Annotated in this window: 12 protein-coding genes and 3 pseudogenes; 6 read left to right on the plus strand and 9 right to left on the minus strand. The window is 67.5% G+C overall.

Annotation, left to right across the window (positions count from 1 at the left end):
- Position 1: 1 nt before the first annotated feature.
- A pseudogene (locus P1N55_RS01605) lies at positions 2–1,580 on the minus strand (acyl-CoA carboxylase subunit beta).
- A 1-nt stretch (position 1,581) separates the two neighbouring features.
- On the minus strand, positions 1,582–2,328 hold the full coding sequence (locus P1N55_RS01610) for a beta-ketoacyl-ACP reductase (RefSeq protein WP_276277287.1): 747 nt from the start codon (positions 2,326–2,328) through the stop codon (positions 1,582–1,584).
- Between the two features lie 244 nt (positions 2,329–2,572).
- On the opposite strand from P1N55_RS01610, the gene P1N55_RS01615 reads away from it, so the two are divergent.
- The 6 genes and pseudogenes from P1N55_RS01615 (at position 2,573) to P1N55_RS01640 (ending at position 10,231) form a co-directional block, all read left to right on the plus strand.
- Positions 2,573–3,736: an alpha-1 4-glucan-protein synthase gene (locus tag P1N55_RS01615; RefSeq protein ID WP_276277288.1), complete on the plus strand. Its 1,164-nt coding sequence runs from the start codon at positions 2,573–2,575 to the stop codon at positions 3,734–3,736.
- A gap of 43 nt (positions 3,737–3,779) precedes the next feature.
- Positions 3,780–4,940: an extracellular solute-binding protein gene (locus P1N55_RS01620; protein ID WP_276277289.1), complete on the plus strand. Its 1,161-nt coding sequence runs from the start codon at positions 3,780–3,782 to the stop codon at positions 4,938–4,940.
- A 1-nt stretch (position 4,941) separates the two neighbouring features.
- On the plus strand, positions 4,942–6,564 hold the full coding sequence (locus P1N55_RS01625; protein ID WP_276277290.1) for an ABC transporter permease: 1,623 nt from the start codon (positions 4,942–4,944) through the stop codon (positions 6,562–6,564).
- Positions 6,564–7,694 (plus strand): ABC transporter ATP-binding protein, encoded by a 1,131-nt coding sequence (locus P1N55_RS01630; protein ID WP_276277291.1) that lies wholly within the window; start codon positions 6,564–6,566, stop codon positions 7,692–7,694. Before P1N55_RS01625 ends, P1N55_RS01630 begins: the two co-directional genes overlap by 1 nt.
- Positions 7,691–9,695: pseudogene (locus tag P1N55_RS01635) on the plus strand (ArnT family glycosyltransferase). The gene P1N55_RS01630 and the pseudogene P1N55_RS01635 overlap by 4 nt, the downstream one beginning before the upstream one ends.
- Entirely contained in the window at positions 9,692–10,231 is a 540-nt protein-coding gene (locus tag P1N55_RS01640) for a gluconate 2-dehydrogenase subunit 3 family protein (RefSeq protein ID WP_276277292.1), read from the plus strand. Before P1N55_RS01635 ends, P1N55_RS01640 begins: the two are co-directional and overlap by 4 nt.
- Positions 10,232–10,268: 37 nt before the next feature.
- Here the strand turns inward: P1N55_RS01640 and P1N55_RS01645 are convergent, their stop codons facing one another.
- The 7 genes and pseudogenes from P1N55_RS01645 to P1N55_RS01675 form a co-directional block, all read right to left on the minus strand.
- Positions 10,269–10,982, minus strand: a complete 714-nt coding sequence (locus P1N55_RS01645) for a dolichyl-phosphate hexose transferase (RefSeq protein ID WP_276277293.1) — start codon at positions 10,980–10,982, stop codon at positions 10,269–10,271.
- Between the two features lie 79 nt (positions 10,983–11,061).
- Complete coding sequence (gene trmB, locus P1N55_RS01650; RefSeq protein WP_276277294.1) at positions 11,062–12,114, minus strand: HTH-type sugar sensing transcriptional regulator TrmB; 1,053 nt, start codon at positions 12,112–12,114, stop codon at positions 11,062–11,064.
- A gap of 52 nt (positions 12,115–12,166) precedes the next feature.
- Positions 12,167–13,308: pseudogene (locus tag P1N55_RS01655) on the minus strand (ABC transporter ATP-binding protein).
- A gap of 140 nt (positions 13,309–13,448) precedes the next feature.
- Complete coding sequence (locus P1N55_RS01660) at positions 13,449–14,837, minus strand: ABC transporter substrate-binding protein (protein WP_276277295.1); 1,389 nt, start codon at positions 14,835–14,837, stop codon at positions 13,449–13,451.
- Between the two features lie 248 nt (positions 14,838–15,085).
- Complete coding sequence (locus P1N55_RS01665; protein WP_276277296.1) at positions 15,086–16,150, minus strand: glucose 1-dehydrogenase; 1,065 nt, start codon at positions 16,148–16,150, stop codon at positions 15,086–15,088.
- A 55-nt stretch (positions 16,151–16,205) separates the two neighbouring features.
- Positions 16,206–17,276 (minus strand): Gfo/Idh/MocA family protein, encoded by a 1,071-nt coding sequence (locus P1N55_RS01670; RefSeq protein WP_276277297.1) that lies wholly within the window; start codon positions 17,274–17,276, stop codon positions 16,206–16,208.
- A 38-nt stretch (positions 17,277–17,314) separates the two neighbouring features.
- Entirely contained in the window at positions 17,315–17,509 is a 195-nt protein-coding gene (locus P1N55_RS01675) for a hypothetical protein (RefSeq protein WP_276277298.1), read from the minus strand.
- Positions 17,510–17,511: the final 2 nt, after the last annotated feature.

Here is a 17,511-nt window from a genome sequence, read left to right on the forward strand (position 1 = left end):
CTTACAGCGGGATGTTGCCGTGGTCTTTCGGCGGTGTGTCCTCGCGCTTGCGCTCGAGCAGTTCCAGGTCGTCGATGAGGCGCTTGCGCGTGTCCTTCGGTTCGATGACGTCGTCCAGGTAGCCGCGCTTGGCCGGGCCGTAGGGGTGGGCGAACTCCTCGCGGAACTCGTCCATCAGCGCCTGACGCTTGGCGTCGGGGTCGTCCGCGTCGGCGATCTCGTTGCGATAGAGGATGTTGACCGCGCCGCGGGGACCGAGGACGGCCATCTCGGAGCCGGGCCAGGCGTAGTTGACGTCGCTGCCGAGGAACTTCGAGGACATGACGATGTAGGCGCCGCCGTAGGCCTTCCTGACGACCACCGAGAGCAGCGGGACGGTGGCCTCGGCGTAGGCGTAGATGAGCTTCGCCCCTCTGCGGATGATGCCGTTGTGCTCCTGGTCGGTGCCGGGCATGAACCCGGGGACGTCGACAAACGAGACGATCGGGATGTTGAACGAGTCACAGAAGCGGATGAAGCGGGCGGCCTTCTCGGAGGCGTCGATGTCGAGCGTGCCCGCGCTCACGCGGGGCTGGTTCGCGACGATGCCGACCGAGCGCCCGTCCATCCGGGCGAACCCGACGACGACGTTGCGCGCCCAGTTGGCGTGGGTCTCGAAGAACGACTGCTCGTCGACCACCTGGTCGATGACCTTCGTCATGTCGTAGGGCTTCCGCGGGGCCGACGGGACGATGTCGGTGACCTCGGGAATCTCGCGCTCCGGGTCGTCCCAGGGTTTGACCCGCGGCGGGTCCTCCATGTTGTTCTGGGAGATACGAGAGGAGGCGGCGGATGTTCTCTAAGGCCTCCTCCTCCGATGGGTACGAGAAGTGTGCGACCCCCGACTTCGAGGAGTGTGAGCCGGCGCCGCCGAGTTCTTCCTTCGAGACCTGCTCGCCGGTGACCGTCTCGATGACGTCCGGGCCGGTGATGAACATGTGGCTGGTGTCCTGGACCATGAACGTGAAGTCGGTCAGCGCCGGCGAGTAGGTCGCGCCGCCGGCACACGGGCCCATGATGGCCGAAATCTGGGGGATGAGGCCGCTGGCCTTGGTGTTGCGCTCGAATATCTTCGCGAAGCCGACCAGCGAATCGACGCCCTCCTGGATGCGGGCCCCGCCCGAGTCGTTGAGGCCGATGACGGGCACGCCGTTCTCGATGGCCTTGTCCATCACCTTGCAGATCTTCTGGGCGACGACCTCGCCGACCGACCCGCCCAGCACCGTGAAGTCGTGGGCGAAGAGGAACACCTTCCGGCCGTCGACGTCGCCGTAGCCGGTGACGACGGCGTCGCCGGGGAACGTCTTGTCCGCCATCCCGAAGTTGGTCGACCGGTGCTCGACGAAGGGGTCGACCTCGTTGAAGGTCCCGTCGTCGACGAGGAAGTCGATGCGCTCGCGCGCGGTCATCTTGCCCTTCTCGTGCTGGGCCTCGATACGTGCCTCGCCGCCGCCGAGCTTGGCTTCCTCCCGTCGCTCGCGGAGTTCCTCGACGGCGCTTTGCTCCTCGCTCTCGTCTTCGGGTTCTTCCTGTTTGCTCATGTTACCACTCCATGCCGCCGTTGACGCCCAGTACCTGTCCGGTCATGTAACTCGACTCCTCGCTGGCGACGAACCGGACGATGCAGGCGATGTCCTCGACGGTCGCGAACCGGTCCAGCGGGATGTTCCGCAGAATCTTCTCCTGGACCCGCTCGGGGACTTCCTCGAGCATGTCCGTGCGGACGAACCCGGGCGCGACGCAGTTGGCCGTCGACCCGGTGTGTGCGAGTTCCAGTGCGAGCGTGCGCGTGAACCCGAACAGCCCGGACTTCGTCGTCGCGTAGTTGGCCTGCCCGATGTTGCCCTGCTGGCCGACGACGCTCGAGATGTTGATGAGCCGCCCGTTCTCGGCGTGGCGGATGTCGTCGTAGAAGGCGTCGGTGCAGTTGAACACGCCGCCGAGGTTGACGTCGATGACGGTCTGCCAGTCCTCGCGGGACATGTGCTCGAACTTCTTGTCGATGGTGATGCCAGCGTTGTTGACGAGCACGTCCGGCGACCCGAACTCGTCGACCACGGCCTCTCGCATCTCCAGGACCTCGTCGTGCTTGGCCACGTCCGCCTGGACGGCGACGGCCTCGCCATGCTCCATCTCCGCTATCGTGTCGACTACCTCGCGGGCTTCCGCCTTGGAGGACCGGTAGTTGACGACCACGTTGGCGCCGTGTTCGGCCAGGTCCTCGGCGATACCCCGACCGATACCTCGCGACGAGCCGGTGACGACACAGGTCTGGTCCTTCAGATACATGTGTCCGGTGCGCAACCCCCGTGGTTTGGTGTATTCATCTCTCACCATAGAGGGCAAAGCACAGCCAAATAATAGTTCGCCTTATACTTCGTTAATCCCCGAACCGGGAATATAATGACCTTGCCACCCCCTCTCAACCTGCCGGTACGTATACAGATCCACGTGGGAACTACTCGGACCGTATACAATTAGGGCAACCTAAAACAGAAGCCTCTTTAGGGCGGCCTAAAGAATCCCGAGTACGATGACACGGGACATCTGCGTGGTGGTACCCACCATCCGCAACCACGAGTGCCTTCGCGAGTACTGCCAGAACGCCCGGGACCACGGGTTCGACCTCGACCGACTCTTCTTCGTCCTCGTCACCGAGGACTTCTGTGACACCGACGCGATGGAGACGATGCTCGACGAGGAGGGCGTCGCCGGTGCGGTGTTCGACGGCACCGCCCGCGAGGCGTGGTTCGCCGACCACGGCGTCGGCGAGTACGACCACCTCGTCCCGGCGGCCAGTCACGCCCAGACCTCCTTTGGCCTGCTGTACCTCTGGGCCAACGACTTCGAGTACGGCTTTTTCATCGACGACGACACGCTGCCCCACGAGGACGTCGACTTCTTCGGGACCCACATGGAGAATCTCGCCTTCGAGGGCGAGATAGAGCGCGTCCGCTCCGACGAGGACTGGGTCAACGTCCTCTACCAGAACGAGGACGAGCACGGCCTCTACCCGCGGGGCTACCCCTACGCCGCGATGGACGAGTCCGTCGAGACGGACACGACCTACGTCGACGACGTCGTGGCCTCCCAGGGACTGTGGACGAACGTCCCGGACTTAGACGCCGTCCGCATCCTGATGGACGGCGACCTGCAGGGGCAGGCCCAGACCCGGACGTCGGCGTCCGACTTCGACGAGGACTTCGTCGCCGCCGAGGGGAACTACCTCACCGTCTGTTCGATGAACCTCGCGTTCCGCCGCGAGGTCGTCCCGGCGTTCTACCAGCTGCCGATGGACGACAACGAGTGGGACGTCGGCCGGTTCGACGACATCTGGTCGGGCGTGTTCCTCAAGCGCGCGGCCGACCTGCTGGACAAGCACATCTACAACGGCGCGCCGCTCTGTGAGCACAACAAGGCCCCGCGCTCGACGTTCTCTGACCTGACCAACGAGGTCCACGGTCTCGAGCTCAACGAACACGTTTGGGAGGTCGTCGACGACGCAGCCGACGACGCCGACTCCTACCGGGAGGCCTTCGACGCCATGGGCGAAGCGCTCGCCGACGGCGACTTCAGCGACTGGGAGAACGGGGCCTTCCTCAACTACTGCGGGGAGTTCATGCTCGACTGGCTCGACTGCCTGGCCGAACTCGACTCGCGACGGGCCGACCGCATCCCCGTCGCGGCCGACGACTAAAACGCAAACCATTTAGGTAAACCTAAAACTACTACAATACAACATGACCGACGACACTCTCTCCGACGGGACCTCCTCCCGTCGTCGATTCCTCCAGTTGGGTGGTGCGACGGCCGCTGCGGCACTGGCCGGGTGTTCCGGCCTCTCGCTCGGCGGCGACGGCGACACCGGACCCGTGTCGCTTGCGGACTTCCGCGGGTCGGGCCCGCTGGTCGCCCAGCGACCCGACCCCGACGGCCCCTCCATCGAGGACCTGCCAGCCCTCGAGGGCGAACTGACGCTGTACCTGGGTGGGGGCGAGGGCGGCCTGTACCTCGACCTCATCGAACTGCTCGAGCGTCGCTACCCCGACTTCACGACCAACCACCGCCTCGAGGCCTCGAGCGATCTCGCGAACACTATCATCGAGGAGGCCAACGCCGGCCAGAGCCCGGCCGACGTCTTCATGGCCGTCGACGCCGGGTCGCTCGGTGCCGTGGCCAACGCCGGCGCCACGGCCTCGCTCCCCGAGGAAGCGCTCTCTGCAGTCCCCGCGGAGTTCCAGGACAGCGAGGGGCGTTGGGTCGGCATCGCCGGCCGCGCACGTGCCATTCCGTACAACACGAACGAGCTGTCGGCCTCCGACATTCCCTCCTCGGTCCAGGCGTTTCCGGAGACGGCCGCGTTCCAGGACAGTCTCGGCTGGGCGCCCACCTACAGCGCGTTCCAGTCGTTCGTCACGGCGATGCGGCTCATCCGCGGCGACGAGGAGACCAGGACGTGGCTCCAGGCGATGCTCGACGCCGGTATCAGCGAGTACCCCGACGAGTTCCGCGTCTCGAACGCTGTCGCCGACGGCGAACTCGTCGCCGGGTTCGCGAACCACTACTACTCCCAGCGGGTGAAGTCCGCTCGCGAGGACGCCCCGCTCGACCTGGCGTTCACTGAGGGCGACGCGGGCGCACTCGTCAACGTCTCCGGCCTCGAGATTATCCAGGGGACCCAGAACAGCGAGCTCGCGGCGAACTTCGTCCGACACATCCTCTCGGCGGAGGCCCAGGAGTTCTTCGCCACGCGGACCTTCGCGTACCCGATGATTCCGGGGGTCCAGCCCGTCGGTGGGCTGCCGACCATCGACGAGCTGAACCCGCCGGACATCGACCTGACCGAACTCGCCGACGTCGCGGGGACGGTCGACCTCCTGCGGGAGGCGGGAGTCCTCTGAGATGAGTTCCAGCGACCGCTTCGAGCGGCTCCGGGAGCAGACGTCCGCCGAGCACACCGACTCGACGGCTCCCACACTGCTCGCAGTGGTCGCACTCACCATCTCGCTGGTCGTTCTGTCGCCGCTGGTGTGGCTGTTCCTCCGGGCTGGCGAGATAGCCGTCCCCCGGGCGATAGAACTGCTGACCAGCCAGACGACCGTCGAGGTGACGCTGAACACGCTCGCGCTCGTCGTGGGCGTGACCGCCGCCTCCATCGTCGTCGGCGTGCCCCTCGCGATCCTCACCGCACAGACGGACCTCCCGTTCAGGCGCTTCTGGACCATCACGTCGGCGCTCCCGCTGGTCGTTCCCAGCTACATCGGCGCGTTCGCCTTCGTCTCGGCGTTCGGGCCGCGTGGCGCACTCGCAGACCTGCTCGCGCCGCTCGGCGTCGAGCAACTGCCGACCGTCTACGGCCTGCACGGCGCCGTACTCGTGCTCACGCTCTTTACGTACCCCTACGTCTTCCTGACGACGCGGGCCGCCCTCCTCTCGTTCGACGGCACCGTCGTCGAGGCGGCCCGCTCGCTGAACCACACCCGCTGGGAGGCGTTCAAGCGCGTCACGCTGCCACAGATCGCGCCCGGCATCGCCGCCGGCGCCCTCCTGGTCGCACTGTACACCCTCTCGGACTTCGGGACGCCCGCCATCATGCAGTACGACGTGTTCACCCGGATGATTTACAACGAGTTTGGCGCCCGACGGCTCGATTACGCGTCGGTGCTGTCGATGCTGCTGCTGGTGATGGCGCTTGGCATCCTCGCCGTCGAGTCGCGGCTCAACGCGGGCCGTGACGGCGCCTACGTCAGTCGCGGGTCGCGCCAGCCGGGACAGATACGACTCGGACGCTGGAAAGTTCCGGCCCTCACGTTCTGTGCCGGTATCGCCTCGCTCTGTCTGGTCTTACCCGTCGCCATCCTCCTGCGGTGGCTCGTGCGTTCGGGCACCGGCTACGTCGGCGGCGGGTTCGCCTTCGAGCTCTCCTACGCGTGGAACTCCGTCGGCCTGGCCGCGGCGGCCGCCGCCATCAGCGTCCTCGCGGCGCTGCCCGTGGCGTACCTCGCGGCGCGCAGCGACACGGGACTCGCGTCGCTGCCCGAGCGAGCGACCTACGTGGGCTATGCCGTCCCCGGCGTCGTGCTGGGGCTGGCGCTCGTGTACCTGGGACTGGCGTACGTCCCCTTCCTCTACCAGAGCGTCGTCCTGCTCGTCTTTGCCTACGTCGTCCGGTTCCTTCCACAGGCGGTGGGGACGACCGAATCGTCGATTCTGCAGGTGGACCCGAGCTACATCGAGGCCGCGCGGTCGCTGGGCTACGACCCGATCTCGGCGTTCCGGCAGGTCGTCCTGCCGCTCGTGGCGCCGGGACTGGCGGCCGGGGCGGCGCTGGTCTTCCTGACGACGATGAAGGAATTGCCGGCAACGCTCATGTTACGGCCGACGGGCTTCGAGACGTTCGTAACGTACATCTGGCTCGTCCAGGGGGCCGGCTACTACGGGCAAGCCGCAGTCCCGGCGCTGATACTCGTCGGCGTCTCCGGGCTCTCCATGCTGGTCATCCTCAGACGGGAGGGTAGTTCCTAATGTCGAACCAAACACGCTCACGACGGCTCTCCGCGTTCGAATCTGTCGACGCGGCGGTATCGGATCCGGACCGGACGGTCCTGCGACTCGACGGCGTCTCGAAGGACTACGGCCAGGAACTCGCCGTCGAGAACCTCGACCTCGAGGTCAAGGAGGGCGAACTCCTGACGCTGCTCGGGCCGTCCGGCTGTGGCAAGACGACGACGCTCCGGATGATCGCGGGCCTGGAGCGACCGACCGCGGGGGCCGTCTCGCTCGAGGACGATGTCATCGCCGGGGAAGGCATCTTCCGCAAGCCCGAGGAGCGGGACGTCGGCATCGTCTTCCAGGACTACGCCCTGTTCCCGCACCTCTCCGTCGCGGAGAACATCGCCTTCGGCCTCACCGACATGGACGCGGAAGCGACCGCCAGCCGTGTCGACGAACTGCTCGAGCTGGTCGACCTGCGGGACCACCACGACAAGATGCCCGCCCAGCTCTCCGGCGGCCAGCAACAGCGGGTCGCGCTGGCGCGCTCGCTCGCGCCGGAACCGGACGTCCTCCTGCTGGACGAACCCTTCTCGAACCTCGACGTCCGCCTGCGTGTCGAGATGCGCGAGGAGGTCCGCAAGATCCTCAAGCGGGCCGGCGTCACCGCCATCTCCGTCACCCACGACCAGGAGGAGGCCCTGTCGATCAGCGACCGGGTCGCCATCATGAACGACGGCGCCATCGCCCAGGTCGGCGACCCCGGCGAGGTGTTCGAGAACCCCGAGAGCCGCTTCGTCGCGAGCTTCCTCGGCCAGGCCAGCTTCCTCTCTGCGCGGGTGGTCGACGAGACGATAGAGACCGGCCTGGGCTCGTTCGGCACGCATCGACTGAACGGACCCGTCGAGGCCTACGACGGCGCCATGGTCGACGTGCTCGTCCGGCCCGACGACCTGCAGGCCGTCCCGACCAGCGAGCCGAAGGCCGACGGCTACGTCGTCCACCGCCAGTACAACGGCCCCTCCTTCGTCTACCGCGTCGAGCTACACAGCGGCGACATCGTCCACTGCATGCACAACCACGTCGAGACGTTCGAACCGGGCGAGCCGGTCGAAGTCGACCTCGCGGCGGACCACGAACTCGCCTGGTATCCCACCGAATGAGGCGGCTGCGTCGCCCCGGCGTCCAGGCCGCGCTGCTCGCGGCGGTCGGCGGGGTGGCCGTCTTCGCGCTCGCTCACGTCGTCTTCCCGTACCACACCTCCAACCACGACGAGGCCGTCTACCTCCAGCAGGCGGCGATGCTGCTCGAGGGCCAGCTCTTCATGGACCCGCCAGTCACAGAGACGTTCCGCCCGTGGTTCTTCGTGGACGCGGGCGGAAAGCTCTATCCGAAGTACACGCCGGTCGCCGCCGCCACGTTCGCCGTGGGTGGCCTGCTGGGTGGCTATCGCATCGCGCTCGGCCTGGTCGCGGCGGCGACGCTCGCGCTGACCTACCTGACGGTCCGGGAGGCCTTCGACGGCCGGACCGGCGTCGTCGCCACGGCCCTCCTGCTCGGGTCGCCGCTCTTTCTAGTCGACGCGTCGGTGTTCCTCTCGTACGTTCCGACGACGATGTACAACCTCGGGTTCGCCGCCGCCTACCTCCATGCGGACCGCACGGGAAGTCCGCGTACCGCGGCGCTCGCTGGCCTCAGCATCGGCCTCGCGTTCTTCTCGCGGCCCTACACGGCCGTCCTGTTCGCGACGCCGTTCGTCCTGCACGCGCTGTGGTCGCTCCGTGCCCTGGACCCGCCGGTCGTCGCCCGGGTCGGCCTCACCGCCCTCTGTGGCCTGGCCGGCGTCGGCGTGACGCTCGCGTACAACGCCGTCGTCACCGGCGACCCGCTCGTGTTCCCCTACCAGGTGTTCGCCCAACGACGGCCTCGGGTTCGGTCGGCGGTCCATCCTCGGGTACTCGCGGGACTTCACACCGGCGCTCTCCCTTACCGCCAACGCTGAACTCCTCTCGAAGTACGCGACCCGCTGGGTCGTCGCCGGACCGCTGGGGACGCTCGTGGCGGCCCTGGGCCTGTGGACCGCGACCCGGCGCGGCCTCGACTCCCGTCGCCTCGCGCTCGCGGGTGTGCTCCTCGCTGTCACGCTGGGCAACCTCTACTTCTGGGGGACGGTCAACATGCTCGGTGACCTCGCGGACCCCACGGACGGCCTCGTTCGGTTCCTGGGGCCGTACTACCACGTGGACCTGCTCTTGCCGACCGTCGCGTTCGGGGCGGTGGGCGTCCGCCGTGGCTGGGAGTGGGTTCGGACCACCGTCGAGGAGCGGGTCGAACCCGACCGTGTGCGGCCCGCGCTCGCGGTGGCGGTCGTGCTGCTCGCGACGCTCGGCGGGGCCACCGCCGTCGCCGTCGCCGCCGAGCCGGTCGGCGACAACCTGGAGGTGACCCGCCAGTACGAGCAGGCCTACGAGCCCTTCGAGACCGACGACTTCGCCGACAGCGTCGTCTTCCTCCCGACGCCCTACGGCGACTGGCTGAACCACCCGTTCCAGGCCCTGCGCAACGACCCTGGATTCGACGACGGGACGGTCTACGCTATGCAGCACCGGCAGTTCGCCGTCGTCGACGCCTACCCCGACCGGACGTACTACCGCTACGTCTTCCGCGGGCAGTGGGCGCCGTTCCTGGGCCTGTCCGTCGAGCCCCACGTCCAGCGGGTGCGCGTCGTCGAAGGGGGCGCGGTCCGGACGGACGTCAGCGCGGGTCTGCCCGGCGAGGCCGAACTCGTCTCGCTCCGGCTCACGGACGGCCAGGAGGACGCCTACGCCACCGCGAGAGGTGCCGAGACGCTGAACCTGACCGTCCGGGTCGACGACGCGGAGACCCGCCTCTCCGGCCCCGCACTGGACGAGACGGTGACGGTCCCGACGCCAAACAGCGGCCCGGTTGCCGTAAACGCCTTCGTCGACTACGGGACCGGCGCGGGCGTTACCTACCGCGTCGTCGTCCCGGTAGAGCGGACCGAAACCGGCGTCCGGGCGCTGACGCCCCGACTGGAGATGTGCCGGGACCAGCGGCGCTGTGGGGGCGAGGCGGCGTATATCCCGGGAAGCCATCGCGAGGGGATTCGACTGAACGCGACGCTCACGGAGGCCGATTCATGACCGACTACGAACTCACCCGACGGGACGCACTGAAAGCGCTGGGCGCCGCGGGGATCGCCGTCGCCGGCGGTGCGGCGGCGCTCACCTGGGACGAACAGGAGAAAAGCGACGGGCCGCTCTCGGCCCACGACCGCGAGACGGTCCACGCTGTCGCCGACGTGGTCTACCCGAGCGCGGTATCGGGTGTCCGCGAGTTCGTCGACGGCTACCTCGCCGGCCGTGTCGGGGCCGACCCGGAGCGGGCACGCGGTATCGCCGAGGCCGTCGACGCGCTCGACGACTACGCGACCGAGTGGGAGGACGCCTCGTTCGTGGCGCTCTCGCCGGAGAGACGCGCGGAGACGCTGCGAGGCATGGGCGTCGCCATCGCGGACCCGGACCCCCACGGCGACCCACGCGAACGGGTGCGCTACTACCTGGTCAACGAGCTCCAGTTCGCGCTCTACAGCTCGCCGACCGGGGGGCGACTCGTCGGCATCGAGAACCCGCAGGGCCACCCCGGCGGCACGAACAGTTACCAGCACCCGCCGGAGTGAGGCTCTCCCGGCGGGGCGACGTTTCCGGTGTGGCGTCTCAGCGGAACCGCTCTTCGAGTGCCACCTTGCCGATGGACTTCGCGATGGCGAGGCCGCCCGAGAACGGGTCGAGCTTCGTCTCGCCGGCCCGCTCGTCGTACTCGATGGGGCGCTCGCGGACGTCGTAGCCCCGCATCAGCGGCCGGATGAGCAGCTCGGCCGAGAGGCCGGTGTTCTCCGTCCAGCGGATCTGGTGGAGGAGTTCGCGCCGGTACGCACGCATCCCGGTGGTGGTGTCGTGGACGCGCCGGCCCATCAGCGCGCTCGCGAACAGGGCGAACAGCTCGTTGCCGAGCCGGTTGAGGGCGGGCATCTCGTCGGCCCCGAAGTACAGCCGGTCGCCGCTGACGACGTCCGCGCCGTCGTTGATCTCGTCGAGGAAGTCCGGCAGGCGTTCCATCGGGTACGTGTCGTCACAGTCCGTCGTCACCACGATGGGGCGGTCCGGCGTGAGGACGGCCTCGCGCACCGCGACGCCGTACCCCTGTGGTTCCTGTTCGACGACGCGAGCGCCGTGTTCCCGGGCGATCTCGGGCGTGCGGTCGCTCGACCCGTCGACACAGACCACCTCGGCCCGGCCGTCGGTGACCGACTCGATGTCCGAGAGCACCGTGCCGATGGCCGCCTCCTCGTTGTACGTCCCCATGACGACGGCCACGTCGTCGAAGGTGTAGGTCCCATCCGTCCGGTCTGCAGTGTGCTGCAGGCTCATTAGCAACTCCTCTGGGCTGGCCCCTCTTGAGTTTTAGGTTCGCCAAAAACAGCGACAGCGGATTGTCGGATCCGTGGAGTTACAGTTCGGGGACGCCGTCGCGGCCGACGAGAATCTCGTAGGCCTCGATGTCCTCGTAGGCGGCCACCTGGCCGCCGACGTCGACCATGCCGTCGTCCGTCTCGACGACGAGCGTCGCCACCTCCCGGTTCGAGCTGTAGGAGGCTTCGGCGACGCGCCCCTCGACGACCCAGTGGTCGCCCGTCTCGACGTCCCGGCCCTCGATGGTCGCGTAGAACTCGCCCTCCATGCTGCTCAGGTCGGAGATACAGCGCCTGATGGTGCCGTAGCGCCGCGGGAAGGGGAGTCCGTCCCCGTCCGAGGATATCGTGTCCGCCGTCGTCCACAGGACGGTGTTGAGGAACCCGGAGACCAGAAAGCCAAGCTCTGACCGGTTGAAGATGACACCGTAGCGGTCGGTGTCGCCGCGGACGCTCTCGCGGGTGGCGTACATCGAGTAGTTCCCGTCCGCGATGGCCACCACCGGCGTGGTGATGCCGCGCCGCCCTCGAACGGTGGTTGCGACGCTCTCGTAGTCGAACTCCGACTCGTCGGGGGCGTCGCGGGCCGGCGAGACCAGGATCTCGGTGGCGATGCCCGCGTCGTGGCGTTCCCGCAGGCGATCCTCGAACCGACGCAACAGCGAGGGGGTCAACGAAAGCATCAGCTCGTACTCGGCGGCCTCGATGATGTCCTCCAGGTACCGGAGTATCGTCGGGCGGGACTTCACCAGCGACACCGCCTCCGGTTCGCGGGCCGGCGCGGTGTATCGCTCCGAGAGGCTGTCGACCAGGTCGTCCAGCGAGGACTGGATGTCGCCGAAGGCGTCCCGGGGGTCGATTGCCAGCACCTTCATCGGGCGCGTCTCCTTCAGCTCGACCAGGCCGACGTCGCTGAGGCTCCGGACGGTGTCGTAGACCCGGGGCTGTGGGATGTCGGTGTTCTCCGCTATCTCCGAGGCGGTCAGCTCGCCGTGCTGGAGCACGGCCAGGTACGCTGCGACCTCGTACTCGCCGAGGTTGAACTGTGAGATGACCTGTTCGAGGGCGGCCTCCAGGTCGTCACTTGCCATGTGGAGGGGTTCTCGAGTCGCCTACAAAGAGACTTCGCCTTCAGATATGGGGTCAGAGACTGGGCGCGTCGGCCGCCGAGAGTTCGCGGTTGTGGAGCGCCTCGCCGGTCGCCCGGTCGAAGAGGTGGATCGCCGACTCCGGGAAGCCCGCGACGAGCCGCTGGTCCGCGTCGACGCTGCGCATCCCGTCGATAACGGCGGTAAACAGCGCGCTCTGTGCGGCGGGCGCGCCCTCGAAGGCGAGGTGGACGACGTTCTCGTCGCCCTTCGGTTCGACGACGTCGACCAGCGCGTGGTAGTCGTGGTCGCCGTCGACGGCCGACTTCAGCTCCACGTCCTCGGGCCGGATGCCCAGCGTCAGGTCGTTGGTCTCACCCAGGTCCGCAAGCGTCGCCTCGGAGAGCTCGTACTCGAAGTGGTCGGCGACGAGCGTCGTCCCCTCTCTGGTCACCTCGAAAGTTCATCGACGGTTCGCCGATGAACCCGGCGACGAAGAGGTTGTTCGGCTCGTGGTAACACTCCAGTGGCGTGGCACACTGCTGGAGGACGCCCTCGTCTAAGATGGCGACCCGGTCGGCCATGGTCATCGCCTCGACCTGATTGTGCGTGACGTAGACCGTCGTCACGCCCAGGTCGTGCTGGAGCTGCTGGAAGCTCGGTGCGCATCTCCGCTCGCAACTTGGCATCGAGGTTCGCCAGCGGCTCGTCCATCAGGAACACCTCCGGGTCTCGGACGATGGCGCGCCCGAGTGCGACGCGCTGTTGCTGGCCCCCGGAGAGTTCGTCGGGCTTGCGGTCGAGCAGTTCCGGGATACCCAGCAGGTCGGCCGCCTCCTCGACGCGCTGGCGGATCTCGTGGTCGGGGAGGTCGGTCGACTCCTCGAGACCGAACGCCATGTTCCCGCGGACGGTCATGTGCGGATACAGCGCGTACGACTGGAACACCATCGCGATGTTTCGCTTCGTCGCGGGGACGTCGTTGACCACCTCACCGTCGATGCGCAGCTCGCCCGTCGTGACGTCCTCGAGACCGGCGATCATCCGGAGCGTCGTTGACTTCCCACAGCCGGAGGGCCCGACGAGGACGAGGAACTCGCCGTCCTCGATGTCGATGTCGACGTCGTCGACGGCGACGATCTGCTCCCCGTCGTCGTCGAAGACTTTCGTCACGTTGTCGAGTGTCAGTCGTGCCATCGCGTGGTGGGTGATTGAGAGACCGCGTATATCATTGTTGCCCTATCGCTCGATATCGGCCCGTAGACCTCCACATTCGGCTCTCTCGGTCGGGTCCTCGACCCGCGTCGGCGTCAAAAGACGGCGTCGGGTGTCGGTGTCTACTCGCTGTACGCGCTCGACAGCTGACTGATGACGTCGTCGTTGGACGCGCCGGAGATGAACGAGCTGATCGCCGAACTGACACCCGAGGCGACTTCGGGCGGTGCGGCCAGGCCGTGTGCCAGCGACCGTGGCTGGGCGTCGCTGTTCTGGAAGTCCTCGATCTGGTCCGTCGAGAAGTCGTTGAACGGCTCCGTGGAGACGTCGTTCCGGGGTGGGATGGCGCCCTTGCCCGGACAGAATATCTCCTGGGCCCGGGCGGTGCCGACGAACCGACACCAGAGGGTGGTCGCCTCCGGCGACGGGTTGTTGATGGGGTACGGGAACGAGTCCATGTTCAGCGCGTAGTTGCCGGCGGTGCCGGGGAACGGCACGTAGTCCCACTCCTCGCCGTAGGCGAGGTCGTTGGTGATGTACGTGCCGGCCGCCCAGTCGCCCTGGTGGATGAAGGCGGCGTCGCCGTTGATGACCTGCGAGTTGGCCTCGGTCCAGGAGATCGAGCCGGCGTCGCTGGGGTAGAACTCGCTGTAGTCACGGACGATGTCGAGCGCCTCGGCCAGCGCGTCGCTGTTGGCGTCGATCTCGCCGTCCTCGAACGTGGCGCCGTACGTCTCCGCGTCGGTGATGCCCAGATAGACCGTCGCGAACAGCTGGATGGTCGACCACGGCGCGTTGGTCTGGTGGGCCATCCCCGTGTAACCGGCGTCGGAGACGGCCTGCAGGGCCTCGGTGACGTCGGCCGGCGTTTCCAGGCTGGTCGGGTCGACGCCCGCGTCCTCGACGACGCTGACGTTGTAGAACAGGTTGTTGATGCGGTGGATGTTCAGGGGCACCGTGACGAAGTTGCCGGCCGGCTGGGCCGCTGCCTTCGGCCCGTCCAGGTACGCTTCCTGCATGTTGTTCTCGCTCCAGACGGAGTCACCGATGTCCTCGAGCAGGTTCGCGTCCGTGAACGGCCGCAGCGCCGCCCCGGGCCAGTTCTGCCACGTGCTCGGGTGGTTGCCGTTCTGGATGCGCGTCCGGATGTTGGACTGGAGGTTCTGGCCGGCCCCGCCCGCGATGAGGTTGTCGTCGAAGTCCACGAACGGGTACTCCTCGACGAAGGCGTCCATCACGGCCTGGATGGCCTCGAGGCCGTCGCCTTCGCCCCACCAGTGGGCTACCTCGAGCGTACTCGTCTGTGTCTGTTCGCTGCCGCCGTCGCCGCCGTCACCGTCGCTGCCGCCGTCGCCACCGCTGCCGCCGTCACCGCCGTCGCCACCGCTACCACCGTCGCCGCCGCTGCCACCGTCGCCGCCACACCCGGCGAGTGATGCAGCTCCTGCAGCGCCCGCGATGCGAAGCGCGTTACGTCTCGATAGCCGCCTGTCAGAGGATTCGTCAGTCATGAGTACAGCAGTACCTCATCACTCCGTATTGACGATTCGCACTTAATACCGCGTATGACAACAGCGTTCATTTTACTTTCAGCTCCGAGAGCGAAACCGCCTGACACGTGGCCGGCTGTTTCGCCTCCCGCCGAACGTGGCCGACAGAACGTCCAGGAACCAATTCAGTCGGCGTAGGAGACCTGTCGGATTGCGGACGACTGTGTTCGCCGGTCCGAAACATCCACCGACCCGAACAGCCCGGGCACTTACAGCGTGTCGAACTCCACGACGGCTTTGATCTGCTCGTCGTCGTCGACGAACGCCGGGTCGACGTTCTCGGGGCCGACCACCGTCGTCACGAGGTCCTCGAGCAGCGACTCGGGCATCTCGCCGAGCGTCTCGCGGGCCATCTCGAAGTGCTTGACGTGGGAGTTGACCGTGCCGATGAGACACTTGTTGTGGAGGACGATGTCGTTGTGGAGCGCGCCGCCGTCGATCTCGAACTCCCACGAGGCCGGGATGCCCAGCAGGGCACCGACGCCGTTCTGGGCGAGTGCGTGGACGGTCTGGACGGCGTGGGGGGCGAACCCGGTCGCCTCGTAGATGTAGTCCATCCCCTCGTAGTGCTCGGGAATCTCGTCGACGGGCGTCTGGCGCGAGTCGATGTACGTCGCCCCGAGGTCCTCGATGATGTCGACGGTCGGGTCCGGCCGGTCCCGGCGCCCGACACAGTGGGTGCGGTCGAACTCCTGGCCGAGCATCCAGACAGTCAGGAGTCCGAGCGACCCGTTCCCCAGGACACAGGCGGCCTCGGGGCGCCACTCGAAGGGCTCCCGCGTGGCGAAGGCGTGTTCGGTGGCCTTGGCGGTAATCGAGATCGGTTCGACGAAGAACCCGTACTCGGCCAGCGTCTCGGGGAGCGGGACCAGGAAGTCCGCCGGCGAGGTGAAATACTCCGCCATGAACCCGTGTTCGCCGACGATGCCGCGCTCGTAATAGTCCCCCTCCGGGGCCATGTCGGGTTCGCCGCGCCGGAAGAAGTCGTTGGTCTCGCCGTTCGGCTTCCGTCTGACGGTCGGCGCGACGACCTGCCCCTGTGCCAGTCCCGTCCCGTTGGGGTCCTCGACGACGCCGACGGCCTCGTGGCCCAGCACCATGTGGTCCTCGCCTTCGGGGTAGCCGCCGTGTTCGCCGCTGATGACCTCGTGGTCGGTCCCGTCGACGCCGACCCTGAGCGTCCTGACCAGCGCCTCGCCACGGTCGGGCGTCGGCCGTTCCTTCTCGACGAGCGCCGGCTCGGTCTCCCCCTCGCGGACCGCGATCGTTTTCATACTGTTGAGAAGGTCAGACGCCACGGATTAAGCTTTCTTCACTGCCACCGCGCTGTTACTCGATTCCGACGGCGGCCCCGGCCTCGCTCGACCGGTAAATGCCGTCGACGACCCGCTGGACGGTCAGTGCCTGCTCGACCGTGTTGACCGCTGGCGACTCGCCGGCGGCCACGGCCTCGACGAACCGCCGGGCCTCGACGGCGTGGGGGTCGTTCGGCGCCGTCTCGACGTCGGTGGTGCGGTGGTGGATACCGCCGACGTCGGCCGTCTCGTACAGCGTCAGCGACCCGTCCCCGAGGTCCAGTCTGGCGCCGCCGGCGTCGCCTCGAACGTAGTACTCCTTGCTGTCGGGCCGGTTCGTCGCCCAGGCCACCTCGAGCGATATCGTGGCTCCGTTCGCACAGCGGACGAACGCGCTCGCCGAGTCGTCCACGTCGAACCCGCCCTCGCCCTCGTCGGCCCGCCAGGCACGGACGTTGCCGTAGTCGGGCCGCGAGCCGAACTCGGAACGGGTCGTTCCCGATACCTCGACCACGTCCGGGTCGCCAAGCAGGGACAGCGAGAGGTCGATGGCGTGGACGCCGATGTCGATGAGCGAGCCCCCGCCGGCGACGTCGGCCTGGGTGAACCACGACCCGCGGTTCGGGATCCCGCGCCGGCGGACGTAGTTGGCCTCCACGTGGCTCACGGTCCCGAGCGTCCCGCGCTCTCGGTAGGCGGCCAGCGTCCGGACGGGACTCGCAAAGCGGTTGTGGAAGCCGACCATACAGAATCCGGGCGCCGACCGGGCGGCCGCCGCGATCCGCTCCGCGCCGGCCAGGTCGTCGGCGAGTGGCTTCTGGACCAGCACGTCGAGGCCGGCCTCCAGTGCCGCGACGACGTACTCCTCGTGATAGCGATTCGGTGTGGTCACCATGACGGCGTCGACGGCTTCGAACACCGGTTCCGGGTCCGCCGACACGGAGACGTCGTACTCGGTTTCGAAGGCCGCCCGCGCGTCGGCGTCGACGTCGACACCGGCCGTGACGACGTCACCGAGGCCCTGGCTCTCGAGTGCGTCACAGTGGATGCGGGCGATGTTTCCGAGACCGACGATTCCGAGGCTCACCGAAGACGGGTCTGTCATGTGCTGTGTGTGCGTGCTCTAGAACGGGTCGGTGCGGGTCAGTAGAGCTGCTGTTCCCGCTCCTCGCGCTCTTTCTCGCGCTGTTCCTTCTGTTTCTGCCTGCGACGCCCCCGCCGATACTGGATGAGGCCGGGGATGATCGTGTTTTTCAGGTCCAGGACGAACGACACGATACCGTACGCCCAGAAGAAAAACAGGAGCAGCGCCAGCGTCCACCAGAGGGTCCCGGGCATCG

The sequence above is a fragment of the Haloarcula regularis genome, from assembly GCF_029338315.1.
GTDB classification, from domain to species: Archaea; Halobacteriota; Halobacteria; order Halobacteriales; family Haloarculaceae; genus Haloarcula; species Haloarcula regularis.

Bases quoted from the DNA above. Each gene is read 5' to 3' on its own strand.
- P1N55_RS01610 (WP_276277287.1), bottom strand. From the start codon at position 2,328: ATGTATCTGAAGGACCAGACCTGTGTCGTCACCGGCTCGTCGCGAGGT.
- P1N55_RS01615 (WP_276277288.1), top strand. From the start codon at position 2,573: ATGACACGGGACATCTGCGTGGTGGTACCCACCATCCGCAACCACGAG.
- P1N55_RS01620 (WP_276277289.1), top strand. From the start codon at position 3,780: ATGACCGACGACACTCTCTCCGACGGGACCTCCTCCCGTCGTCGATTC.
- P1N55_RS01625 (WP_276277290.1), top strand. From the start codon at position 4,942: ATGAGTTCCAGCGACCGCTTCGAGCGGCTCCGGGAGCAGACGTCCGCC.
- P1N55_RS01630 (WP_276277291.1), top strand. From the start codon at position 6,564: ATGTCGAACCAAACACGCTCACGACGGCTCTCCGCGTTCGAATCTGTC.
- P1N55_RS01640 (WP_276277292.1), top strand. From the start codon at position 9,692: ATGACCGACTACGAACTCACCCGACGGGACGCACTGAAAGCGCTGGGC.
- P1N55_RS01645 (WP_276277293.1), bottom strand. From the start codon at position 10,982: ATGAGCCTGCAGCACACTGCAGACCGGACGGATGGGACCTACACCTTC.
- trmB (WP_276277294.1), bottom strand. From the start codon at position 12,114: ATGGCAAGTGACGACCTGGAGGCCGCCCTCGAACAGGTCATCTCACAG.
- P1N55_RS01660 (WP_276277295.1), bottom strand. From the start codon at position 14,837: ATGACTGACGAATCCTCTGACAGGCGGCTATCGAGACGTAACGCGCTT.
- P1N55_RS01665 (WP_276277296.1), bottom strand. From the start codon at position 16,150: ATGAAAACGATCGCGGTCCGCGAGGGGGAGACCGAGCCGGCGCTCGTC.
- P1N55_RS01670 (WP_276277297.1), bottom strand. From the start codon at position 17,276: ATGACAGACCCGTCTTCGGTGAGCCTCGGAATCGTCGGTCTCGGAAAC.
- P1N55_RS01675 (WP_276277298.1), bottom strand. From the start codon at position 17,509: ATGCCCGGGACCCTCTGGTGGACGCTGGCGCTGCTCCTGTTTTTCTTC.